Raw genomic sequence first — 22,676 nt, 5'->3', positions numbered from 1 at the left:
AGCCTCTATAGGCTGGAAGCGATTATATGCCGCTTTTCCTTATGCGTAAAATAGTTGACACGATTCCCGCGAAAAACCCCACGGCCGGTGTGCGCCTCGTGACCGTCGGGCCCGAACACGCGGGACAGCGGGTGGACAACTTCCTGCTGCGCGTCTGCAAAGGGGTGCCCAAGAGCCATATCTACAAGGCGATCCGCAGCGGGGAAGTCCGGATCAACAAGGGCCGCTGCGCCGCGGACACCCGGCTGAGCGATGGCGACCTGCTGCGCATCCCGCCGCTGCGCCTGCCCGCGCCCGGCGAGCGGCCCGGCGTGCCGCCGGCCAGTTTCCCCGTGATACACGAGGACCGCGACCTCCTGGTCATCGACAAGCCGGCCGGCGTGGCGGTGCATGGCGGCAGCGGGGTGTCGTTCGGCGTGATCGAGCAGCTGCGGGCGGCGCGGCCCGGCGAGCGTTTCCTCGAGCTGGCCCATCGGCTGGACCGCGAGACCTCGGGGCTGCTGATGATCGCCCGCTCGCGCCGGGCGCTGCTGGCGCTGCACGAGATGATGCGCCAGGGCGAGGGGCGCAAGCACTATCTTGCACTGGTGGTGGGGGATTGGGTCAACGACCGGCAGCACATCCGGCTGCCCCTGCTCAAGACCCTGACCGCCTCGGGCGAACGCCGCGTCCGCGTGGATTCCCTGGGCCGGCCCGCACACACCATCATTACCCTGCAGCGGCGCTACGGGCGCTACAGCCTGGTGGGCGCCGAGCTGCGCAGCGGCCGCACCCACCAGATCCGCGTGCACCTGGCGGCCAGCGGCCACCCCATCGCCGGCGACGAGAAATACGGTCCGGACGCGGTGCGCGCCGAACTGGCCGCGCAGGGTTTCCGCCGCATGTTCCTGCATGCGCATCGTCTCGAACTGCCTCATCCGGTCTCGGGCGAAGCCCTGCGGCTCGAGGCGCCCCTGCCGCCCGCCTGCCTGGACCTGCTGCAGATGCTCGGAGCCTCCGCATGAAAACCTATCGCGCCGTGATCTTCGACTGGGACGGCACCCTGATGGACTCCACCCGGCACATTGTCGCCTCGCTGCAAGGCGCCTGCGCGGACCTGGGCCTGCCCCTGCCGTCGGCCGAGGAGGCCAGCTGGGTCATCGGCCTGTCCATCGAAAGCGCCCTGTACCGGCTGGTCCCGACCCTGGCGCCCGAGCAAATGGGGGCTTTTGCCGATCGCTATCGCGAGCACTTCCTGAGCCAGGACCGCGAGCAGCGGCTCTTTCCCGGCCAGGAGGCCTTCCTGCGCGGCCTGAGCCTGCGCGGCGTGATCCTGGGGGTCGCCACGGGCAAGAGCCGCCGGGGCCTGGACCGGGCGCTCGATGCCCTGACGCTGCGCGAGGTGTTCCACGCGACCCGCTGCGCCGACGAGGCGGCCGGCAAGCCCGATCCCGCCATGCTCGAGCAACTGCTGCTCGAGTTCGGCCTGGAGCCCTTCGAGGCGGTGATGGTGGGGGATACCACCCATGACGTGCTGATGGCCCGGCATGCGGGCGTCGACAGTCTCGCGGTCAGCTATGGCGCGCATTCGCGCCAGGAACTCGGCACCGCCGAACCCACGGCTCTGGTCTCCAGCGTCGGCGACATGCAGGCCTGGCTGCTGGCGCGGACCTGAGCCGGCCGAGGCGGCGGGCCGGGACGCTTGAAATTTGAACTTTCGCGGCACACAATGGTCTGAAGTCCATGCGAATCCCAGGAGAGCACAATGGGCGGGCGTACTGATATCCGGCCTTCCGAGATCACGCCGGAGGCTGTCTGGCAATCGCGGCGCGACTGGTTGCGCCGCGCCGCCGCGGGTTCGCTCGCGCTGGGCCTGCCCCTGGGCGCGCAGGCCGACGACGAGGGGCCCAGCGGACCGGTCCTCGAGGGCGCGCCCAATCCGGCGCTCTCGATCGACGAGCCGGCCAATGGCTGGCGCGACATCACCACCTACAACAATTTCTACGAGTTCGGCACCGGCAAGGCCGACCCGTCCGAGAACGCCGGCCGGATGCGGCTGGAGCCCTGGCAGGTGCGTATCGAGGGGGCCGTGCGCCGGCCGCTCACGCTGGACCTGGACGCGCTGCTGCGCCTGGCGCCCCTCGAGGAGCGCGTCTACCGCCTGCGCTGCGTGGAGGCCTGGTCGATGGTCATCCCCTGGATGGGCTACTCGCTCTCGCACCTGATCAAGCACGTCGAGCCCACCGCGGACGCCCGCTACGTGGTGTTCACCACCGACCTGCAGCCCGAGGCCATGCCGGGCGTGCGCGCCGGCATCCTCGACTGGCCGTATACCGAGGGCTTGCGCATGGACGAGGCCATGCATCCCCTGACCCTGCTCACCTTCGGCGTGTACGGCCGGCGCCTGCCGCCCCAGAACGGCGCGCCCTTGCGGGTGATCGTGCCCTGGAAATATGGCTTCAAGTCGGCCAAATCGCTGGTCCGCATCAGCCTGCAGGCCGACGAACCGGTGTCCAGCTGGATGAGCGCCGCGCCCCGCGAATACGGCTTTTATGCGAACGTGAATCCGGACGTGCCGCATCCGCGCTGGAGCCAGGCGACCGAGCGGCGCATCGGCACCGGCCTGTTCGCGCCGCGCGTTCCGACCCTGCCGTTCAATGGCTATGCCGAGCAGGTGGCCGGCCTGTACCAGGGCATGGACCTGCGACGGAATTTCTGATGGCGCGCGCCTCGTGGCCCGCGCAGATCTCCAAAGGCGTCCTATTCCTCGTCTGCTTGGTTCCGGTCGCGCGCTGGCTGTGGCTGGGGGTGCATGGGGAACTGGGCGCCAATCCGCCCGAATTCCTCATCCGGTCTTCGGGGGTCTGGGCGCTGGTGGCGCTGTGGCTGACCTTGTGCGCGACGCCGGTGCGCCGCCTTTTGCATTGGCCGGGCGCGATCCGGTATCGCCGCATGCTGGGCCTGTACGCGTTCTTTTACACCGTCCTGCACGTGCTGGCCTGGGGGTGGTGGGACCGGGGCGGCGCATGGGCGGCGATGTGGCGGGACGTGTGGCAGCGCGACTTCATCCTGGTCGGCGTAGTGGCGGTGCTGTGCCTGCTGCCCCTGGCGCTGACCTCGACCCAGGGGTGGATCCGCCGGTTGGGGCGGAACTGGCGGCGCCTGCATACCCTGGTCTATCCCGCGGCCGTGCTCTCGGTGCTGCATTTCTACCTGATGCGCGCGGGCAAGAACGATTTCGCAGAGCCCCACGCCTATGCCTTGGCCCTCGCCGTGCTGCTGGGCCTGCGGTTGTGGTGGCGCCGGACTCAGGGACGTTGACTCTGCAACGCAAATGCACTACAAATTCCATATGAAGACCGCAATCATTCCTCAAGTACGGGTCGAGCCCCAGCTGCGCTCCGATCTCGAATCGGTGCTGCGCACGGGAGAAACCTTGTCCGAATTCGTCGAGGCGACGGTGCGTAGCGCCGTCGAGTACCGACGCACGCAGGCCGAATTCCACGCTCGTGGCGCGGCGGCCTGGCAGCAGTACCAGCACACAGGGACATCGATCCCGGCCAGCCAGGTCACCCAGGAATTGCGCAACATGCTGGAGGCCAGGCGCAAAGAACTACAGGCCCGAACCGCGCCGCCCGCATGACCTACGAGGTTGTTTTCGCCCCTGCCGCGCGGGCAGACTTGCTTCGTCTATACGGCTACATCCTGGATCGTGCCGAAACGGTCGAAGACCTCGATCTCGCAGAGCGCGCCCTGTTGGCGATCGAGACGGCAGTGGACGTGCATCTGTCCCAAACGCCTTTCATTTACCGCAAGGCCGGCGGCGGCAATAGCTTGCGTCGTGAACTGATCATTCCATTCGGTGCCACCGGATACGTTGCGCTGTACGAAATCGCGCACCCGGGCAAGGTGGTGGTCCTGGCGGTTCGGCATCAGCGCGAAGAAGACTACCACTAGCCGGCCAGGTAAAGGAACAGCGTGGGCCTGCGGCCCAGGTCGGGGGGCGGGGCCTTGCGCCATTGGGCGATGGTCAAGGTCCGGATCCATTCATCCTCGGCCGTCAGCGAGCAGGCGATGCACAGCCGGGTGGTGTCGCGCAGGGTGCGCAGCAGCGCCTCGAACATGGCCTCGTTCCGGTAGGGCGTCTCGATCAGGATCTGGGTCTGGCCCTGTTTGTGCGAGGCGGATTCCCAGGCGCGCAGGCGGGCATCGCGCTCGGCCGGCTTGACCGGGGCGTAGCCATGAAAGGCGAACCGCTGTCCTTGCAGGCCGCTGGCCATGAGACCCAGCATGATCGAGGAGGGGCCCGGCCACGGAATCACGCGCAAACCCATCCGGTGCGCCTGCGCGACCACGGCGGCGCCCGGGTCGGCGACCGCCGGGCATCCGGCCTCGGACACCAGGCCGACGTCCTGTCCGGCGGGCACGGCCCGCAGCCAGGACTGGATCTCGTCCGCGCCCGTATCGGCCTTGAGCGTATGGATCGTGATGTCCTGCAAGGGCGTGTGCGTGCCGATGGTCTTGAGGAAGGCGCGGGCGGTCTTGGCGTTCTCGGCGATGTAGGTCCGCAGGCCGGCCGCGGTCTGGCGGGCGGCGGCGGGCAGCCAGTTGTCGGGCGGCGCGGGGCTCAGGCCCACCGGAATCAGGTGCAGGTCGGTCATGGCGAGGTGTCGATGAGGGCCGGCCGTAGCGGGTCCAGGCCGAATTGGCGCAGCATGCGCGCGAGCGCGATCAGCGGCAGGCCGATGATGGCGGTGGGATCGTCGCTGCGCATGCGCGCCATCAGCGCGATGCCCAGGCCCTCGGCCTTGGCGCTGCCGGCGGTGTCATAGGGCCGCTCGGTGCGCAGGTAGTGTTCGATCTGGGCGTCGCTGAGCGTGAGGAATTCGCAATCCGTCGTGACGTCCTCGACGTGGGCGGCGACCCCGTCGGTGACGCACAGGGCGCTGTGAAACACCACGCTGCGGCCGCTGAAGCGGCGCAGCTGCGCGCACGCGCCGGCGTGGCTGCCGGGCTTGCCGACCGGCTGTCCCTCGAAGACCGCGACCTGGTCCGAGCCGATGACGATGGCGCCCGGATGCCGTGCCGCGACCTCCAGCGCCTTGCCGCGGGCCAGCCGCAGGGCCAGCGCGGCCGGGTCCTCGTCCGGGCCGGGGGTCTCGTCCACGCTGGGGGGCTGGACGTCGAAAGGCAAGCCCAGGCGCATGAGCATCTGGCGGCGGTAGGGCGAACTGGACGCGAGGATCAGGCGCATGCGCGGTGCTTCACGGGTGTCTGTATGGGGGAGGCGACAGTTTAGCGCGCCCGGCGGCGCAAGACGCGCATCCCTGCCACTGAAATTGACCGTATTTCCTCCCATAAGGTATGATCTAGAGTTTTTCCGAATACCGAATCCTTGGTTTGCCCAATATGGTCAGCTCGAATTCTAGGCTAGTCGATCCGCTGGAATTTGCGCGCAACGGGCGGGTTTTGCAGGGCGAGGCGCCTGTGGCTGGATTTGCGCGCCTTTGCGAGGGCCTGCCCACGCCGCAAGACGGCAAGCTTGACTGGCGGCTGGCTGGACGCATGGACGGGCAGGGCGGCGCATGGCTCGATGTGCAGGCGCGCGGCCGGGTTCGCGTGATCTGCCAGCGTTGCCTGCAGGCCATGGACCTGCCCCTGGATGTCGTCAACAGCCTGCGCCTGCTGCGTACGCAGGAGGAACTCGAGGCGATGGACGCGCTCGAGGCCGACGGGCGGGGCGGCGTTGCGGAATACCTCGTGGCCGAGGATCGCATGGACGGGTTGGACCTGGTCGAGGATGAACTCATCCTCGCCGTGCCCTATGCGCCCATGCACGCGGCCTGCCCCGGCGGCCGCCCGGACGCGGACGACGGATCGGATCCGGGACGTCCCTCGCCCTTCGCGGCGCTGGAGCGCCTCAAGAAGCACTGAATATTTATTCAACAGCAGGGCTTTCGCTTACAATGAGCGGCCCGATTACAGGAGTCACCATGGCTGTCCAGCAAAACAAAAAGAGCCCGTCCAAGCGCGGCATGCATCGCTCGCATGATTTCCTGGCCGCTCCGGCCACGGCGATCGAACCCACGACCGGCGAGCTGCACCTGCGCCATCACATCAGTCCCAATGGCGTCTATCGCGGCCGCAAGGTCCTCAAGACCAAGAACGACGAGTAATTGCGCCCCGGATCACGTATCCGATGCCCAACAACAGGGTTCGCATCGCCATCGATTGCATGGGCGGTGACCATGGCCTGCCGGTGACGGTGCCGGCGGCCATCGCGTTTGCGCGGGCATGCCCCGATGCGCAGTGCCTGCTGGTGGGCGACGAATCCCAGATCCGCCAGGCCTTGCAGCGGGACGCGGCCCCCGCCGGGTCCTTCGAAATCCTCCATGCCTCCGAGGTCGTCGCCATGCACGACTCGGTCGAGGTCGCGCTGCGCCGCAAGAAAGACTCCTCGATGCGCATCGCGGTCCAGGCGGTCAAGGACGGGCGCGCCGATGCGGCGGTGTCCGCCGGCAACACCGGCGCCTGGATGGCGATCTCGCGCTACGTCCTCAAGACCCTCGACGGCATCGACCGCCCGGCGATCGCCACCGCCATTCCCAACCAGGCGGGGCGCGCGACCACGGTCCTCGACCTGGGGGCGAACGTGGACTGCACCGCCGAGCACCTGCTGCAGTTCGGCCTGATGGGCTCGGCCCTGGTGTCCAGCGTCGACCGGCTCGAGCGTCCCCGCGTGGGCCTGCTCAACATCGGCGAGGAGGTCATCAAGGGCAACGACGTGGTCAAGCGCGCCGCCGAACTGTTGCGCGCCAGCGGCCTGAATTTCCACGGCAACGTCGAGGGCGACGACATCTTCAAGGGCTCGGTCGACGTGGTGGTCTGCGACGGCTTCGTGGGCAACGTCGTGCTCAAGTCCGTCGAGGGTCTCGCCCGGATGATCGGCGTCATGATGCGCGAGGAATTCCGCCGCACGCCGCTGACGATGGCCGCCGGCCTGGTGGCCAGCCCCGTCCTCAACCGCTTCCGCGCCCGGGTCGACAATCGTCGCTACAATGGGGCCGCCCTGCTGGGCTTGCGCGGCATCGTGATCAAGAGCCACGGCTCCGCCGACGCCTATGCCTTTGGCCAGGCCCTGCTGCGGGCCCGCGAGGCGGTGCAAAACGGCCTGCTGGACGGCACCATCGAAGGCCTGGCCGCTTTGCGCCGGGCCCTCTCGGACACAGCCGGCGAGTCCGCGCACGTCGCCTCCTAGTTTTCTTTCCGGAAGAAACCATGCCTTACGCCAGGATCACAGGAACGGGCGGCTACCTGCCACCCCGGATCGTCAGCAACGACGAACTGGCCGCCGAGCTGGCCACGCGCGGGGTCGAGACCTCGGACGCCTGGATCGTCGAGCGCACCGGCATCCGGCAGCGCCACATCGCCGACCCCGGCGTCAAGACCAGCACGCTGGCGACGCATGCGGCGCGGGCCGCCCTCGAGGCCGCCGGCCTTGCGGCGACGGACATCGACCTGATCATCGTCGCCACGTCCACGCCGGACTTCATCTTCCCCAGCACGGCCTGCCTGGTCCAGGCGAACCTGGGCACCCCGGGCGGAGCCGCCTTCGACGTGCAGGCGGTATGCAGCGGTTTCGTCTATGCGCTGGCCACCGCCGACGCGTTCATCCAGGCGGGGCGGGCGCGCCACGCGCTGGTGATCGGCGCCGAGGTGTTCTCGGGCATCCTCGACTGGAGCGACCGGCGCACCTGCGTGCTGTTCGGCGACGGCGCCGGGGCGGTGGTGCTCAGTGCCGCCGAGGAACCGGGCATCCTGGCGGCCAAGCTCAACGCCGACGGCAGCCAGATGCACATCCTGTGCGCCGCGGGCAACGTCGACCGCGGCGAGGTGACGGGCGATCCCTTTCTGCGCATGGACGGCCAGGCGGTCTTCAAGCTCGCGGTCAACTCGCTGTCGCGCTCGGCGCGCGAGGTCTGCGAGCAGGCCGGCGTGCCCCTCGAGCAGATCGACTGGATGGTGCCTCACCAGGCCAACGTGCGCATCATCAATTTCATCAGCCGCAAGCTCCACGTCCCCGACGACAAGGTCGTCATCACGGTGGGCGAGCATGCCAACACCTCGGCGGCCAGCGTGCCGCTGGCGCTGGACGTGGCCTGTCGCGACGGCCGCATCCGCGCCGGCGACCTGGTGCTGCTGCAGGGGGTCGGCGGCGGTTTCACCTGGGGCTCGGTCCTCGCCAGAATGTAGGGTTCCCTATGAAAATTGCCTTTGTCTTTCCCGGGCAGGGTTCGCAGACGGTCGGCATGCTGGATGCCTGGGCCGACGATCCGGCCGTCCAGGACGCCGTGCGCACCGGCGATGCGGCCCTGGGCCAGGATCTCTCGGGCCTGATCGCCCGCGGGCCCGCCGAGGACCTCAACCTCACCGCCAATACCCAGCCGGCGATGCTGTTGTCGGCCGTTGCCATGTACCGCGCCTGGATCGCGGCGGGCGGGCGGGCGCCCGACCTGGTCGCCGGCCATAGCCTGGGCGAATATTCGGCCCTCACCGCCGCGGGTTCCATGGACCTGGCCGACGCCCTGCGCACAGTGCGCGTGCGCGCGCAGGCGATGCAGGCCGCCGTGCCCATCGGCGCGGGCGGCATGGCGGCGATCCTGGGCCTCGAGGACGAAGCCGTGCGCCGCGTCTGCGCCGAGGCGGCCGAAGGCGAGGTGGTCGAGGCCGTCAACTACAACGCCCCCGCGCAGGTCGTCATCGCCGGCCATGCCGGCGCCATCGAGCGCGCCTGCGAGCGCGCCCGCGCCGCCGGCGCCAAGCGCGCGCTGCCGCTGCCGGTGTCGGCGCCGTTCCATTCCAGCCTGCTCGAGCCCGCGGCCGCCGTGCTGCGCGAGGCGCTGGCGGCGATCGAGGTGCGCAGCCCCGCCATCCCCCTCATCAACAACGTCGACGTGGCCGTGCCGTCCGATCCCGAGGCGATCCGCGATGCCCTGGTGCGCCAGGCCTGGCATCCGGTGCGCTGGGTCGAGACCATCCAGGCGATGGCCGCCGCCGGCGTCACCCACGTGGTCGAGTGCGGGCCGGGCAAGGTCCTCTCCGGCCTGGTCAAACGCATCGACCGCAACCTGCAGGCTTTCAACATCACCGATCCGGCGTCGCTGCGGCAGACGCTGGACGCACTGGGAGGCTGATATGTCAGACAAGCAACTCGAAGGCAAGGTCGCCCTCGTCACGGGCGCCTCGCGCGGGATCGGCCGCGCCATCGCACTGGAACTCGCGGCCGGCGGCGCCACGGTGGTCGGCACCGCCACGTCCGAGGCGGGCGCGCGCGCCGTCACCGAGGCCCTGGCGCCCCATGGCGGGCGCGGCGCCGTGCTGGACGTCAATGACGCCGCCGCCTGCGACGCGCTGCTGGCGGACCTTGCGCGCGACGGCGGCCCGCACATCCTGGTCAACAATGCCGGGATCACCCGCGACGGCCTCGTCATGCGGATGAAGGACGAGGACTGGGCCGCGGTCCTCGAAACCAACCTGTCGGCGGTGTTCCGCCTGACCCGGGGCGTGGCCAAGACCATGATGAAGGCCCGCTGGGGCCGGATCATCAACATCACCTCGGTGGTGGGCCATGGCGGCAATCCCGGCCAGGCCAACTACGCGGCCGCCAAGGCCGGCGTGGCGGGCATGTCGCGTGCTCTGGCCATCGAGCTGGGCAGTCGCAACATCACGGTCAACTGCGTCGCCCCCGGCTTCATCGAGACCGACATGACCCGCGCCCTGAACGAGACCCAGACCGCCGCCATCCTCGGGCAGATCCCCCTGGGGCGCCTGGGCTCGGCGGCCGAGATCGCCCACGCGGTGACCTTCCTGGCCGGGCCGAACGCGGCCTATGTAACAGGTACCACTTTGCACGTCAATGGTGGTATGTACATGTAGAGCATCCGGAACGGATGGCGCCGTCTAAGGTAAAATCCGTTCAAATAAACCGGCACGCCACGCGCGGCGCGCCGATGTCCGCAAGGATGTCGCCGCGAGTCCTGGACCTGCCTTTTTTTACCACCGCCCGCTGCCCTGGTTGCCTCATTTGGCTATAATTCGCGGGATTTTCCCTACTTGGAGATATGCATGGAAAGCATCGAACAGCGCGTCAAGAAGATCGTCGCTGAGCAACTCGGCGTCAACGAGGCCGAGATCAAGAACGAATCTTCCTTCCTTGACGACCTCGGTGCCGATTCGCTCGATATGGTCGAGCTCGTGATGGCCCTCGAAGACGAATTTGAAACCGAGATCCCCGACGAAGAAGCCGAAAAGATCACGACGGTGCAGCAGGCTGTTGATTACATCACCTCGCATAGCAAGCAATAAACTTTTCCATTCCCGGCGATGACGCGGCGAGCCGCGCAAGAGCCTCAAGGCGGTTCATAGCAGATGGTAGGCGGGCATGCCAATACCGGTTGGCGTGCCCGGCTTGCGTATCGCCTGCTTGAAACCGCCTTTCCATTTTCAGGAGCCGTACGTGAAACGACGTGTCGTCATAACCGGATTGGGCATCGTTTCCCCCGTGGGCAACGATGTCGATACCGCCTGGGACAACCTCATCAATGGCCGCTCGGGCATTGATCGGGTGACACGCTTCGACGCCTCCGGGCTCAACAGCCAGATCGCCGGCGAGGTCCGGGGCCTGGACCTGGGCGCCTACATCTCGCCCAAGGAAGCCAAGCAGATGGATACCTTCATCCATTACGGCGTGGTGGCCGGCCTGCAGGCCTGGCGCGATTCGGGCCTGGACGCCGGGACCGAGGATCCCACCCGCCTGGGAACCATCATCGGCTCGGGCATCGGCGGCCTGCCCCGCATCGAGGAAACCCAGATCGAATACATGCAACGGGGCGCGCGGCGGATTTCGCCGTTCTTCGTCCCGGCCTCCCTGATCAACCTGATCTCGGGACAGCTCTCGATCATGCTGGGCCTCAAGGGTCCCAGCTACGCGGTCGTCTCGGCCTGCACCACGGGCCTGCACAGCATCGGCGATGCGGCGCGGCTGATCGAGTACGGCGATGCCGACGTCATGGTCGCCGGCGGCGCCGAGAGTTCCGTCTCGCCGCTGGGCATGGGCGGTTTTGCCGCCATGCGCGCGCTGTCCACGCGCAACGACGACCCCCAGACCGCCTCGCGTCCCTGGGATCTCGGCCGCGACGGCTTCGTTCTGGGCGAGGGCGCCGGTGTGGTGGTCCTCGAGGAATACGAGCACGCCCGCCGCCGGGGCGCGCGCATCTATTGCGAATTCTCGGGGTTCGGCATGAGCTCCGATGCCCATCACATCACCAGCCCCGACCAGGACGGGCCGCGCAGGGGCATCCTCAATGCGCTGCGCAACAGCGCGGTGAATGCGGACGAGATCAGCTACGTCAATGCGCACGGCACCTCGACCCCGCTGGGCGACAAGAACGAGACCGATGCACTCAAGCTCGCCTTCGGCGACCATGCCTACAAGCTCGTCGTCAATTCGACCAAGTCCATGACCGGACACCTGCTGGGGGCGGCAGGCGGCATCGAGGCCGTTTTCACGGCGCTGGCGGTGCATCGCCAGATTTCGCCGCCGACCATCAATCTGTTCGACCAGGATCCGGAGTGCGATCTGGATTACTGCGCGAACCAGGCGCGCGACATGACGATCGATGTGGCCCTGTCGAATTCCTTCGGCTTCGGGGGCACCAACGGTTCGATGATCGTGCGCCGGGTGTAGGGCCGGCATGCGCGGGGCGCCGCGCATGCCCTGCCGGGCGTGGCCATGAGCGAGCGCGACGTCGACCTCGACCTGGTCCAGCGCGTGCAGCGTGGCGATCGGCGTGCCTTCGACCTGCTGGTCATCAAGTACCAGCGCAAGATCATGCGCCTGCTCTCGCGGATGATCCACGATCCCGCCGACGTCGAGGACGTCGCGCAGGAAGCCTTCATCAAGGCCTACCGGGCGCTGCCCCAGTTTCGCGGCGACAGCGCCTTTTATACTTGGCTCTACCGCATCGCCATCAACACCGCCCGCAACTGGCAGGCCGCGCGGCACCGCCGTCCCGCGACGGTATCACCCCTGGAAAACGAGGATGGTGAAACTTTTGACCAGATCGACGGCCTAAGCGATCATGGCACGCCGGAATCCATGATGGCCAGCCGCCAGATCGCCGAGACCGTCAATGCGGCGATCGAGGCCTTGCCCGAGGATTTGCGCACTGCCATCATTTTGCGCGAGATCGAAGGAATGAGCTATGAGGACATCGCCAGCACCATGCAGTGTCCGATCGGGACGGTCAGGTCCCGGATTTTCCGGGCGCGCGAGGCCATCGCCGCCCGCCTGCGTCCGGTCGTGGACCACGATGCCGACCATCGTTGGTAAGGAGCCCCTATGAATACCGTACGTTCGACGGATGATGCAGCCGAAGCCTCCTGGGAGGCCTCGGTATCCGCCTGGGTCGATGGCGAGGCGGACATGCGCGCGGACGAACTCGACAGCCCCTATGGCCGCCAGGTCTGGGATACCTATCATCTGATCGGCGACGTGATGCGCAGCCGCGATCTGGCCATCCGGCCTTCGGAGCGCTTCTACGCCCGGGTGTCGGCGGCGGTCGATGCCGAACCGGCGGTGCTGGCGCCCGCGGCCGTCTCGCACCGGGGCATGCTGCGGGTCGGGCTGTCGGGCCTGGCGGTGGCGGCCGCGGTGGCTTCGGTGGTGTGGGTCGCCCGTCCGGCCCTGTTCGCGCCGGACCAGGCTCCCGAGGCGCCGGTCCTCGCGCAGGCCGCGCCCGCCGCCCCCGAGCCCGGCGACCCGGCCCTGGCCGACTACATGGCGGCCCACCGGGCCATCGTGGGTGTCGGGCCTGTCCATCAGGTCTCGTTCGATCGGATGGGGACGCCCTGATGCAGGCTTGGGTCGGACCGGCCGCGGCGCCGAACCCGTTTCCGGCGGGGCGCGGCCTGCTGCTGGTCCTGGCCGTGGCGCTGGCGGGCGCCCTGGGCGTTCCCACAGGCGCCCGAGCCCAGGACCAGAAGCCCGATGCGGGCGTCGCCTTCCTCCAGAAGGTCCAGGCGGCCGCCCGCAGCCTGGACTATTCGGGCGTCTATACCTATCAGCAAGGGACGTCGATGCAATCGACGCGGATCGTGCACGTGGTCGACGGCACCGGCGAGCGCGAGCGCCTCGAGATCCTCGACGGCGAACCCCGCGAATACCTGCGCCAGGGCAGCATCAGCCAGACCCTGATCCCGGCCCATAAGCTCGTCCTGCTGCAGTCCTCGCGCAGCGACCACTTCCCCAGCCTGTTGCTGGGCGAGGCGGCGGCCATCCCCGCACACTACGAATTGCGGCAGTCCTCCCGATCCTATCGGGTGGCCGGCCGCGACTGCGCGGTCTCCGAATTGCTGGCGCGCGACAGCCTGCGCTACAGCTACCGGATCTGCACCGATCTGGAGTCCCACCTGATGCTCAAGGCCCAGACCCTCGATGAGCAGGGCCGGGTCGTCGACCAGGTGGCCTTCGGCAACGTGCAGCTCGGCAAGGACACCAACACCCATGAACTCGATTCGCGCTGGAATACCCGCGATTGGCGCCTGGTCGAGGAAACCATCCAGTCGACGGACCTGGCGGCCCGGGGCTGGCGCTTCGCCTATCCCGTCGGTTTCGTGCCGCTGACCCAGATCGTGCGCGTCATCCGGCCCGGCCACCAGGCCGACCAACTGGTCCTGTCGGACGGATTGGCGGCAATTTCGATTTTCATTGAAACCTTTGACCCCGAACGCGATCAAAACGTCAGGCAGGGTGGCATGAGCCAAGGCGCCATCAACGTCTACCGCAAGCGGGTCGCGTCTTTTTGGTTGACCGCGGTGGGCGAGGTGCCGGCGCAGACCGTACGCGACATCGCACATGCCGTCGAGTACGTGCCGCGTGCCGCCCGTCGGGAATAATTATTTCAAGGAGTCTTCCATGTCATTGAACCCGCCAGACCGCTCGATCATCAAACGGGCCATGGCCGGCGCGGCGGCCAGCCTCGTCCTCGCCGTTGCCGCACCCATGGCCGCGGCGCAGGCGCAAACGCCCGCCACGGTTGCGGGGCTGCCCGACTTTACCGGGATCGTCGCCCAGACCGAGGGCTCCGTGGTGAATATCCGCACCACGGAGGCCGTGCCCGTGCGCCGCTCGCCCATGGGGCCGGGCGCCGATCCGTCCGACCTGTTCCGCTGGTTCTTCGGGCCCGATTTCATGCCGCCGGGCATGCAGCCGCCCCAGCCGCGCGGCCAGCAGCGCACACCCGCGCCGCGCGAGCGCACGGTGCCGCGCGGCATCGGCTCGGGCTTCATCATTTCCGAGGACGGCTACATCCTCACCAACAACCACGTGGTCGACAAATCCAACGGGATTTTCGTGACGATGACCGACGGCAAGGAATATGACGCCAAGGTCATCGGCAAGGACGCGCGCACCGACATCGCCCTCATCAAGATCGACGCCAAGGGACTCAAGCCCCTGCCGGTCGGCGACTCCAACACGCTCAAGAAAGGGCAGTGGGTGCTGGCCATCGGCTCGCCCTTCGGCCTGGACTCGACCGTGACCGCGGGGATCGTGAGCGCCATCAACCGCGACACGGGCGACTACCTGCCGTTCATCCAGACCGATGTGGCGGTCAATCCCGGCAATTCGGGCGGCCCGCTGATCAACCTGCAAGGCCAGGTGGTGGGCATCAACTCCCAGATCGTGTCGCGCAGCGGCGGCTTCATGGGCATTTCCCTGGCGATCCCGATCGATGAGGTCATGCGGGTGGTCGAGCAGCTCAAGGCGCACGGCAAGGTCACCCGCGGACGCATCGGCGTGCAGATCACCGAAGTCCCGGATGACGTGGCCAAGGCCCTGGGCCTGGAGGAGGCGCACGGCGCCCTGGTCAGCAACGTCGAGCCCGGCGGGCCGGCCGCCAAGGCGGGCATCCGCGCCGGCGACGTGATCCTCGGCTTCAATGGCCAGCAGATCGAGCACATGAGCGACCTGCCGCGCCTGGTCGGCGCGACCCGGCCCGGCACCGATGCCGACATCCAGGTCTGGCGCAAGGGCAAGACCGTCGACCTGAAGGCCAAGGTCGCCGAACTCAGCGACGAGCCGTCCGCGCCGCAGGCCGAGGCCGAGGGGCCGGCGGTCGGCACCGACAGGCTCGGTTTGAAGGTCGGCCCCGTGCCCGCCGACGACAAGGGCGCGACCGGGGTCGAGGTGCTCGAGTCCGACGGCGCGGCGGCCCAATCCGGCATCGAGCCCGGCGACCTGATCCTGCGCGTCAACGACGTCGACATCACCAGCCCCGAGCAATATGCACGGGTCGTCAAGGGGCTGAACAAGTCGCGTCCGGCGGTGCTGCTGGTCCAGCGCGGCGACCAGTCCCAGTGGGTCATCGTCAAGCCCGAATAATCTTGCCGTCGGAAAAAGCTAAAATAGCGGCTTGACGTGAAGGGGACGCCCCAGGGCGTCCCCCTTTTATGCCATCGCGCCCAAGGCGGGCGATGCGGCGGCCGTTCTTCGGGCGCCGCGCATTCCAGGTAATCGACGGGTTTTATGGACCACATCCGCAATTTTTCCATCATCGCGCACATCGATCACGGCAAATCGACGCTTGCCGACCGCCTGATCCATCGCTGCGGCGGCCTGCAGGACCGCGAGATGGCGGCACAGGTCCTGGATTCGATGGACATCGAGCGCGAGCGCGGGATCACCATCAAGGCCCAGACCGCGGCGCTCAGCTATGCGGCGGCCGACGGCAAGGTCTACAACCTGAACCTGATCGACACCCCGGGGCACGTGGACTTCTCGTACGAGGTCAGCCGCTCGCTGTCGGCCTGCGAGGGCGCCTTGCTGGTGGTCGACGCCTCGCAGGGCGTCGAGGCCCAGACCGTGGCCAACTGCTATACCGCGATCGAGCTCGGCGTCGAGGTGCTGCCCGTCCTGAACAAGATGGACCTGCCGTCGGCCGATCCGGACGCGGCGGCCGCCGAGATCGAGGACGTCATCGGCATCGACGCCACCGAGGCCATCGCCGCCAGCGCCAAGACCGGTCTGGGGGTGGACGAGATCCTCGAGGCCATCGTCCGCCGCGTCCCGCCCCCCCAGGGCGACCCTGCGGCACCCCTGCAGGCCTTGATCATCGATTCCTGGTTCGACAACTACGTGGGCGTCGTGATGCTGGTGCGCATCGTCAACGGCGTGCTGCGCCCCAAGGACAAGCTCCTGCTCATGGCCACGGGGGCGACCCACCTGTGCGAGCACCTGGGAGTCTTCACGCCCAAGTCCCAGCCGCGCGAGTCCCTGTCGGCCGGCGAGGTCGGCTTCGTGATCGCCGGCATCAAGGAACTCGAGCACGCCAAGGTGGGGGATACCATCACCCTGGCCGGCAAGCCCGCGCAGGCGGCCCTGCCCGGTTTCAAGGAGGTCAAGCCCCAAGTGTTTGCCGGGGTGTATCCGATCGAGTCCAGCGAGTACGACCAGCTGCGCGACTCGCTGGAAAAGCTCAAGCTCAATGATTCCTCGCTGATGTTCGAGCCCGAGGTCTCGCAAGCCCTGGGGTTCGGATTCCGTTGCGGATTCCTGGGGCTGCTGCACATGGACATCGTGCAGGAGCGCCTCGAGCGCGAGTTCGACATGGACATCATCACCACCGCGCCTTCGGTGGTCTACGAGGTCCTGCACCGCGACGGCAGCCTGCTGATGGTCGACAGCCCCTCGCGCATGCCCGAGGTCGGCAACATCCAGGAGATCCGCGAGCCCGTCATGACCGTGACCCTGTTCATGCCGCAGGAATACGTCGGGCCGGTCATGTCGCTGTGCACCGCCAAACGCGGTGTGCAGCTCAACATGAGCTACCATGGCCGCCAGGTCCACCTCAGCTACGAGATCCCCCTGGCCGAGATCGTCCTGGATTTCTTCGACCGCCTCAAGTCCGTGTCCCGCGGCTATGCCTCGATGGACTACGAATTCAAGGAATACCGCGTCGCCGACGTGGTGCGCGTCGACCTGCTCATCAACGGCGACCGGGTCGACGCCCTGTCCATGATCGTGCACCGGGCCAACGCCCGGTTCCGCGGGCGGGAGGTGGTCTCGCGCATGCGCGGGCTGATTCCGCGCCAGATGTTCGACATCGCCATCCAGGCCGCCATCGGCGCCGAGGTGGTCGCCCGCGAGAACGTCAAGGCATTGCGCAAGAACGTCCTCGCCAAATGCTACGGCGGCGATATTTCGCGCAAGAAAAAACTCCTCGAGAAACAGAAGGCCGGCAAGAAGCGCATGAAACAGGTCGGCAACGTCGAGATCCCGCAGGAGGCCTTCCTGGCCGTGCTGCAGGTCGAGGACAAATAAGCCGTGCCGTCAATAGCCTGAGGAAACCGGATGAGCTGGGATTTCGCCCTGATCTTGTTTGTGGCGCTGGTCGTGACCGGCGCCATCTGGAGCCTGGACGTCCTGCGCCTGCGCGCACGCCGGGTCGTGCGCGCCGAGCAGGCCGCCGAGGCCTGTCGCAACAATGCGGCCGGGCTGGACGAGGCGGCCCTGCGCGAGGCCTGCGAGCAGGCCTACGAGCGCGCGGCGCGTCCCTCCTGGTGGGTCGAGTACGGGGTCAGCTTCTTTCCGGTGATCCTGTTTGTCTTCGTCCTGCGCTCCTTCGTCGTCGAGCCCTTCCGAATCCCCTCGGGCTCGATGCTGCCGACCCTCGAGAACGGCGACCTGATTCTGGTCAACAAGTTCCAGTACGGCATCCGCCTGCCGGTGATCGACCGCAAGGTGATCGACATCGGGGCGCCGGATCGCGGCGACGTGGTGGTGTTTCGCTATCCCGTGGACCCCAGCGTGGACTACATCAAGCGGGTCGTCGGCCTGCCCGGCGACGTGGTCGAGTACCGCGACAAAATCCTGACGGTCAATGGCCAGCGGGTGCCGCGCGAGCGCGATGGGGATTATTATGAGCCTGACCGGGCGGTCTACGTGGGGCAATACCGCGAGCAACTCGGGCAGGCGTCCCACCGGATCCTGCTGAACGAGCACGCGCCCCAGGACCTGGGGCCGATCGTACAGTTTCCGGGCTTTGACCAGTGCGCGTACGCGGGCGGCGGCGTGCGCTGCACGGTTCCCGAAGGCCATTACTTCATGATGGGGGACAACCGCGACAACAGCCTGGACAGCCGCTACTGGGGCTTCGTGCCGGATGCCAACATCGTCGGCCGGGCGTTCTTCATCTGGATGAACTTCGGCTCGCCGAGCCGGATAGGTGGATTCGATTGATGGCTACCCTGTCGTCCTTGCAGTCCGCCCTGGGGCACGCCTTCCGCGACCCGGGCCTGCTCGAGCAGGCGCTGACTCATCGCAGCCATGGTGCGCCGCACAACGAACGTCTCGAATTCCTCGGCGATTCGGTGCTGAACTTCGTGGTCACGACCCTGCTGTTCGGCGAACACGCCGAGATGGACGAGGGCGACCTGTCGCGGGTGCGCGCCAACCTGGTCAAGCAGGCCGCCCTGGCCGACATCGCCCAGAAACTTTCGCTCTCGGGCCATTTGCGCCTGGGCGAGGGTGAACTCAAGAGCGGCGGATTCCGCCGGCCGTCGATCCTGGCCGACGCCCTCGAGGCCGTCTTCGGCGCCGTATACGTCGATGGCGGCTACGAGGCCGTGCGCGGGGTGATCGAGCGTCTCTACCGCCCGATCCTCGGCAACATCGACATGCGCACCTTCGGCAAGGACCCCAAGACCCTGCTGCAGGAGATCGTCCAGGGTCGCGGCCTGGAGCTGCCGCGCTATGAGGTCCTGGCCACGCATGGCGCCGCGCACAGCCAGCTGTTCGACGTCGAGTGCCGCATCGAGCGGCTCGATGTGCGCGTCACTGCCTCGGGCAGCAGCCGCCGCGCCGCCGAGCAGCTCGCCGCCGGCCAGGCGATCGCCGCCATCGAGGCGCTGGGGCCGGTCCGCAAGACCGCCCGCCGCGGCCGCAAGCCGGCGCAGCTCAGCCTGCCCGTGGCGGTCGCCCAGGAGAAAAAATGAGCACCCCCACTCGCTGCGGCTTCGTGGCGATCGTGGGCCGCCCCAACGTGGGCAAGTCCACGCTGGCCAACGCCCTGATCGGCACCAAGATCTCCATCGTCTCGCGCAAGGCCCAGACCACGCGCCACCGCATCCACGGCGTGCTGACGCGCGAGGCGGACCAGTTCGTCTTCGTCGACACCCCGGGATTCCAGACCCGGCACGGCGGGGCCATGAACCGCATGATGAACCGCGTAGTCACCCAGGCCCTGGCCGAGGTCGACGTGGTGGTGCACGTGGTCGAGGCGGGCAAGTGGTCCTCGGGCGATGCCCGCCTGCTGCCCTTGCTGCCGGATTCGCGCCCGGTCATCCTGGCCGTCAACAAGGTCGATGCCCTCAAGGACAAGAACGCGATGTTCGCGTACGTGTCGCGCATCACCGCCCAGTTTCCCTATGCCGCCGTGGTGCCGGTCAGCGCCTTGCGCGACGTCCAGCTCGGCATCCTGCTCGACGAGATCGCCACACGCCTGCCCGAGGGTGAACACCTCTTCGAGGCCGACACCCTGACCGACCGGCCGATGCGCTTCATCGCCGCCGAACTCATCCGGGAAAAGATCTTCCGCCTCGTGGGCGACGAACTGCCCTACGGCTGCACCGTCGTGATCGAGCAGTGGGAGGAAAACGAGGGCGGGGCGCGCATCGCCGCCTGCGTCGTGATCGAGCGCGAGAGCCATCGGCCCATCCTGCTGGGCGCCGGCGGCCAGCACATGAAGCGCATCGCCACCGAGGCGCGCCAGGACATCGTCAAACTGCTGGAAAAGCCCGTGTTCCTGGACGTCTACATCAAGGTGCGCAAGGGCTGGTCCGATCGCGAGGCGGCGCTGCGCGAACTGGGCTATGAGTAGACGCGGCCAGCGGGTGCAGGACGTGCGCGGCTACGTCCTGTATGCCAGCGCCTGGCGCGAAACCTCGTTGATCGTCCAGGGGTTCACCCGCGAACACGGTTGCGTGGCCCTGGTGGCCAAGGGCGCCAAGCGGCCTTATTCGGTCCTGCGGCCGATCCTGGCGACCTTCCAGCCCCTGAGCCTGTCCTGGAGCGGCGCGGCCGAGGTGCGCACCCTGGTGCGGGCCGAGTCCTGCGGCGTACGGCTGCTCGATGGGCGCGCGATGATGTCGGGCTGGTACATGAACGAGCTGATCCTGCGCCTGTTGGCGCGCGAGGATCCACATCCGGGCGTGTTCGATGCCTACGAGGCCGCGCTCGACGAATTGGCCGACCCGCGCCGCCGCCCGCCCGCCGGTGCGCTGCGCCGCTTCGAGTGGCTGCTGCTGGACGAAACCGGCTATGGGCAGGAGGGCGATGCGCCCGATTTCGACGACGACCGCATGGAGCCCGACCTGCGCCGGCGCCTACGCGAGCGGCTGGACACGCTGCTGGAGTCTCCTCTGCGCACCCGCAAGGTCCTGATGGACCTGCAGCGCTACCAGCGCCCATGAAACAGGGTGTCGCACTGTCGGTGGGGGCTTCGGCGCTGTTTGCGGGCCTGTATTACTACGCCACCTTGATGCGGCCCTTCGATGGGGACATCATTTTTGCCTGGCGCGTCCTGCTGGGCCTGCCCGCCCTGGCCGTGGTGGTGCAGCGCGCGCGGGGCTGGACCGAGATCCGCGCCGTCGGCAGGCGCCTGAGCGAGCCGGGGTTCCTCGCGCTGACGTTCGTCAGCGCCGCCCTGCTGGGCGTGCAGCTGTGGCTGTTCGTCTGGGCGCCCCTGCATGGCATGGGCCTGGACGTGGCGATGGGATATTTCCTGCTGCCGTTGATGATGGTGGTGGTGGGCCGGCTGTTCTACGGCGAGCGGCTCAGCCGCGGGCAGGCCTGGGCGGTCGGCCTGGCCGCGCTGGGCGTGGCGCACGAGCTGTGGCGGGTGGGGGCGGTGTCCTGGGCGACCGCCGTGGTGATCCTGGGCTATCCGCCGTACTTCATGCTGCGCCGGCGCCTGAAGGTCGGTTCCCTGGCCTCTCTGTGGTATGACATGCTGCTGTTGCTGCCGCCGGCCCTGCTGATCCTGCAGATGCAGAGCCACGAGGCCGCGCGTGCCTTTGTGGAGTTCCCGCGCCTGTTCCTGCTGGTGCCGCTGCTGGGGTTGATCAGCTCGGTGGCCCTGGCCATGTACCTGGCCGCCAGCCGCATGCTGCCCCTGTCCCTGTTCGGCCTGCTCAGCTACGTCGAGCCGGTGCTGCTGTTCTGGGTGGCGTTTCTGCTGCTGGGCGAGCCCGTGGGGATCACCGAATGGCTGACCTACATCCCCATCTGGCTGGCGGTGCTGCTGGTGGCCCTCGAAGGCGCGAAAAAATGGCGGGCCGAGGCCCGCCGTTCGTCATAGGTTTTTGTGCTTACTCGCGGTCGCCGCCGAAGATGCCCAGCAGCATCAGCAGGTTGGCAAAGATGTTGTACAGGTCGAGGTACACCGCCAGGGTGGCGCTGATGTAGTTGGTCTCGCCGCCCTGGATGATGCGCTGCAGGTCGACCAGCAGGAAGGCCGAGAAGATCCCGATCGCCAGCACCGAGACCGTCAGCATCAAGGCCGGGATCTGCAGAAAGATATTCGCCAGCGACGCCAGGATCAGCAGCACCACGCCGATGAACAGGAATTTCTGCAGGTGGGTGAAATCGCGCTTGGTCGTGGCGGCGACGCTGGACATGACGCCGAACACCGCGGCCGTGCCGCCGAAGGCCAGCATCACCAGTTGCGAGCCGTTGGCCATGCCCAGCACGTGGCCGAGCAGGCGCGACAGCATCAGGCCCATGAAGAACGTGAAGGCCAGCAGCAGGGCCACGCCCAGGGACGAGTTCTTATTGCGTTCCACCAGGAACATCAGGCCGAAGGCGCCCACCAGGAAGATGATGGTGCTGGTGCCGGGGCTGGCGGCCATGAACTGGTTGACGCCGGAGGTCAGGCCGAGGGCGGCGCCCAGGACGGTGGGGATGAGCGACAGGGCCAGCAGCCAATAGGTATTGCGCAGGACGCGGTTGCGTGCCGCGGCGCTGGCCGGGTACATCCCCTCGCGAGGCAGGCTGGATGGTTGGAAGTCGGACATGTCGGTTTCCTATGAAGCGTTGGGCCCGCATGGGTTCCGGGCCGGGATGGGAATCATCTTACAACAAGCTGAATACTGGCGTCCATGCTGTTTTCAGGGTCGGAAAGACTTGGACTACGAGGCGGCGCCGAGGTTCCCGGCGGCGAGGTCGTGGGCACGCAGCTCGTGGCCCTCGGCCTTGTAGGCCAGCCAGCGGTGGCGCGCCGCGGCGATGTCGGCCTCGTGGCCCGAGACGATCTCGAGCACGCGCTCGAAGCGTCCCGCGCCGGGCGGGCAATCCAGGTCCAGGTTCAGCAGCCAGCCCTCGTGGACGGCCTCGTCCAGGGCCTCGGGGCCGGCCGCCAGCAGGACCGCCGCCTCGGCGGCCAATGGGTCGCCGACCGCGGCATGGGTGACGAAGCTGGCCGGCTCGAAGGACCAGAGCAGGGCGTCGAAGCGCCGCATCCGGCGCGGGTCCGTACAGTAGACCAGCAGGCGGCGGCCGGCGTCCGCGTGGCGGGCGGCGGTCCGGCAGGCCATGCGCAGGCGGTCCTCGGCGCCGAACGCGAAGTCGATGCGGCTCATGC

Annotated in this window: 28 protein-coding genes; 24 read left to right on the top strand and 4 right to left on the bottom strand. The window is 67.9% G+C overall.

Annotation, left to right across the window (positions count from 1 at the left end; translation table 11 throughout):
- The first annotated feature begins 26 nt into the window (after window positions 1-26).
- From OOZ48_RS02545 to OOZ48_RS02520, 6 genes are all read left to right on the top strand, one after another.
- Complete coding sequence (locus OOZ48_RS02545; protein ID WP_269495357.1) at window positions 27-1,004, top strand: RluA family pseudouridine synthase; 978 nt, start codon at window positions 27-29, stop codon at window positions 1,002-1,004.
- Window positions 1,001-1,654 (top strand): HAD-IA family hydrolase, encoded by a 654-nt coding sequence (locus tag OOZ48_RS02540; protein ID WP_269495356.1) that lies wholly within the window; start codon window positions 1,001-1,003, stop codon window positions 1,652-1,654. The genes OOZ48_RS02545 and OOZ48_RS02540 overlap by 4 nt, the downstream gene beginning before the upstream one ends.
- 90 nt (window positions 1,655-1,744) lie before the next feature.
- Window positions 1,745-2,698: a protein-methionine-sulfoxide reductase catalytic subunit MsrP gene (gene msrP / locus OOZ48_RS02535; protein ID WP_269495355.1), complete on the top strand. Its 954-nt coding sequence runs from the start codon at window positions 1,745-1,747 to the stop codon at window positions 2,696-2,698.
- Window positions 2,698-3,300, top strand: coding sequence for a sulfite oxidase heme-binding subunit YedZ (locus OOZ48_RS02530; protein ID WP_269495354.1), 603 nt, complete (start codon window positions 2,698-2,700; stop codon window positions 3,298-3,300). Before msrP ends, OOZ48_RS02530 begins: the two co-directional genes overlap by 1 nt.
- 31 nt (window positions 3,301-3,331) lie before the next feature.
- Window positions 3,332-3,622, top strand: coding sequence for a YlcI/YnfO family protein (locus OOZ48_RS02525; protein ID WP_269495353.1), 291 nt, complete (start codon window positions 3,332-3,334; stop codon window positions 3,620-3,622).
- Complete coding sequence (locus OOZ48_RS02520) at window positions 3,619-3,936, top strand: type II toxin-antitoxin system RelE/ParE family toxin (RefSeq protein ID WP_269495352.1); 318 nt, start codon at window positions 3,619-3,621, stop codon at window positions 3,934-3,936. Before OOZ48_RS02525 ends, OOZ48_RS02520 begins: the two co-directional genes overlap by 4 nt.
- Here the strand turns inward: OOZ48_RS02520 and OOZ48_RS02515 are convergent.
- Complete coding sequence (locus OOZ48_RS02515) at window positions 3,933-4,640, bottom strand: SAM-dependent methyltransferase (RefSeq protein WP_269495351.1); 708 nt, start codon at window positions 4,638-4,640, stop codon at window positions 3,933-3,935. The two genes, OOZ48_RS02520 and OOZ48_RS02515, sit on opposite strands and share 4 nt — an antisense overlap.
- A complete protein-coding gene (locus OOZ48_RS02510; protein ID WP_269495350.1) occupies window positions 4,637-5,233 on the bottom strand; it encodes a Maf family nucleotide pyrophosphatase in 597 nt (198 codons plus the stop codon). The genes OOZ48_RS02515 and OOZ48_RS02510 overlap by 4 nt, the downstream gene beginning before the upstream one ends.
- 155 nt (window positions 5,234-5,388) lie before the next feature.
- On the opposite strand from OOZ48_RS02510, the gene OOZ48_RS02505 reads away from it, so the two are divergent.
- The 18 genes from OOZ48_RS02505 (at window position 5,389) to rarD (ending at window position 21,395) form a co-directional block, all read left to right on the top strand.
- Entirely contained in the window at window positions 5,389-5,913 is a 525-nt protein-coding gene (locus tag OOZ48_RS02505; RefSeq protein ID WP_269495349.1) for a YceD family protein, read from the top strand.
- A 59-nt stretch (window positions 5,914-5,972) separates the two neighbouring features.
- Complete coding sequence (gene rpmF / locus OOZ48_RS02500; protein WP_269495348.1) at window positions 5,973-6,155, top strand: 50S ribosomal protein L32; 183 nt, start codon at window positions 5,973-5,975, stop codon at window positions 6,153-6,155.
- Between the two features lie 23 nt (window positions 6,156-6,178).
- The gene (gene plsX, locus OOZ48_RS02495) at window positions 6,179-7,237 is read left to right on the top strand and encodes a phosphate acyltransferase PlsX (protein WP_269495347.1); all 1,059 of its coding nucleotides are present in this window, start codon (window positions 6,179-6,181) and stop codon (window positions 7,235-7,237) included.
- A 20-nt stretch (window positions 7,238-7,257) separates the two neighbouring features.
- Window positions 7,258-8,232, top strand: coding sequence for a beta-ketoacyl-ACP synthase III (locus tag OOZ48_RS02490; protein ID WP_269495346.1), 975 nt, complete (start codon window positions 7,258-7,260; stop codon window positions 8,230-8,232).
- Between the two features lie 8 nt (window positions 8,233-8,240).
- Window positions 8,241-9,173 (top strand): ACP S-malonyltransferase, encoded by a 933-nt coding sequence (fabD, locus tag OOZ48_RS02485; RefSeq protein ID WP_269495345.1) that lies wholly within the window; start codon window positions 8,241-8,243, stop codon window positions 9,171-9,173.
- A gap of 1 nt (window position 9,174) precedes the next feature.
- Window positions 9,175-9,915, top strand: a complete 741-nt coding sequence (gene fabG / locus OOZ48_RS02480) for a 3-oxoacyl-ACP reductase FabG (RefSeq protein ID WP_269495344.1) — start codon at window positions 9,175-9,177, stop codon at window positions 9,913-9,915.
- 189 nt (window positions 9,916-10,104) lie between these two features.
- Window positions 10,105-10,344: an acyl carrier protein gene (acpP, locus tag OOZ48_RS02475; RefSeq protein WP_043680887.1), complete on the top strand. Its 240-nt coding sequence runs from the start codon at window positions 10,105-10,107 to the stop codon at window positions 10,342-10,344.
- Between the two features lie 151 nt (window positions 10,345-10,495).
- Window positions 10,496-11,725, top strand: coding sequence for a beta-ketoacyl-ACP synthase II (gene fabF, locus OOZ48_RS02470; protein ID WP_269495343.1), 1,230 nt, complete (start codon window positions 10,496-10,498; stop codon window positions 11,723-11,725).
- 45 nt (window positions 11,726-11,770) lie between these two features.
- Complete coding sequence (gene rpoE / locus OOZ48_RS02465; protein ID WP_269495341.1) at window positions 11,771-12,370, top strand: RNA polymerase sigma factor RpoE; 600 nt, start codon at window positions 11,771-11,773, stop codon at window positions 12,368-12,370.
- A gap of 9 nt (window positions 12,371-12,379) precedes the next feature.
- Window positions 12,380-12,892, top strand: coding sequence for a sigma-E factor negative regulatory protein (locus OOZ48_RS02460; RefSeq protein WP_269495340.1), 513 nt, complete (start codon window positions 12,380-12,382; stop codon window positions 12,890-12,892).
- On the top strand, window positions 12,892-13,935 hold the full coding sequence (locus tag OOZ48_RS02455; RefSeq protein WP_269495339.1) for a MucB/RseB C-terminal domain-containing protein: 1,044 nt from the start codon (window positions 12,892-12,894) through the stop codon (window positions 13,933-13,935). Before OOZ48_RS02460 ends, OOZ48_RS02455 begins: the two co-directional genes overlap by 1 nt.
- Window positions 13,936-13,954: 19 nt before the next feature.
- A complete protein-coding gene (locus OOZ48_RS02450) occupies window positions 13,955-15,421 on the top strand; it encodes a DegQ family serine endoprotease (protein ID WP_442867507.1) in 1,467 nt (488 codons plus the stop codon).
- Between the two features lie 144 nt (window positions 15,422-15,565).
- Window positions 15,566-17,359: a translation elongation factor 4 gene (lepA, locus tag OOZ48_RS02445; RefSeq protein ID WP_269495338.1), complete on the top strand. Its 1,794-nt coding sequence runs from the start codon at window positions 15,566-15,568 to the stop codon at window positions 17,357-17,359.
- A 30-nt stretch (window positions 17,360-17,389) separates the two neighbouring features.
- The gene (gene lepB, locus OOZ48_RS02440) at window positions 17,390-18,277 is read left to right on the top strand and encodes a signal peptidase I (protein ID WP_269495337.1); all 888 of its coding nucleotides are present in this window, start codon (window positions 17,390-17,392) and stop codon (window positions 18,275-18,277) included.
- Window positions 18,277-19,032: a ribonuclease III gene (rnc, locus tag OOZ48_RS02435; protein ID WP_269495336.1), complete on the top strand. Its 756-nt coding sequence runs from the start codon at window positions 18,277-18,279 to the stop codon at window positions 19,030-19,032. Before lepB ends, rnc begins: the two co-directional genes overlap by 1 nt.
- Window positions 19,029-19,916: a GTPase Era gene (gene era, locus OOZ48_RS02430; protein ID WP_269495335.1), complete on the top strand. Its 888-nt coding sequence runs from the start codon at window positions 19,029-19,031 to the stop codon at window positions 19,914-19,916. Before rnc ends, era begins: the two co-directional genes overlap by 4 nt.
- Complete coding sequence (gene recO / locus OOZ48_RS02425; RefSeq protein WP_269495332.1) at window positions 19,909-20,508, top strand: DNA repair protein RecO; 600 nt, start codon at window positions 19,909-19,911, stop codon at window positions 20,506-20,508. The genes era and recO overlap by 8 nt, the downstream gene beginning before the upstream one ends.
- On the top strand, window positions 20,505-21,395 hold the full coding sequence (rarD, locus tag OOZ48_RS02420) for an EamA family transporter RarD (protein ID WP_269495330.1): 891 nt from the start codon (window positions 20,505-20,507) through the stop codon (window positions 21,393-21,395). The genes recO and rarD overlap by 4 nt, the downstream gene beginning before the upstream one ends.
- A gap of 10 nt (window positions 21,396-21,405) precedes the next feature.
- On the opposite strand, the gene OOZ48_RS02415 is transcribed toward rarD, so the two are convergent.
- Together OOZ48_RS02415 and OOZ48_RS02410 are read right to left on the bottom strand one after the other, a co-directional pair.
- On the bottom strand, window positions 21,406-22,110 hold the full coding sequence (locus OOZ48_RS02415) for a Bax inhibitor-1/YccA family protein (RefSeq protein ID WP_269495327.1): 705 nt from the start codon (window positions 22,108-22,110) through the stop codon (window positions 21,406-21,408).
- Window positions 22,111-22,224: 114 nt separating this feature from the next.
- On the bottom strand, window positions 22,225-22,674 hold the full coding sequence (locus OOZ48_RS02410) for a DNA polymerase III subunit chi (protein WP_269495325.1): 450 nt from the start codon (window positions 22,672-22,674) through the stop codon (window positions 22,225-22,227).
- Between the last annotated feature and the right edge of the window lie 2 nt (window positions 22,675-22,676).

The organism is Castellaniella sp. S9 (genome assembly GCF_027257175.1).
Lineage (GTDB): Bacteria > Pseudomonadota > Gammaproteobacteria > Burkholderiales > Burkholderiaceae_B > Castellaniella.
The sequence above is the reverse complement of the archived record's forward strand: the minus strand, read 5'-3'. Positions and strand labels throughout refer to the sequence as shown.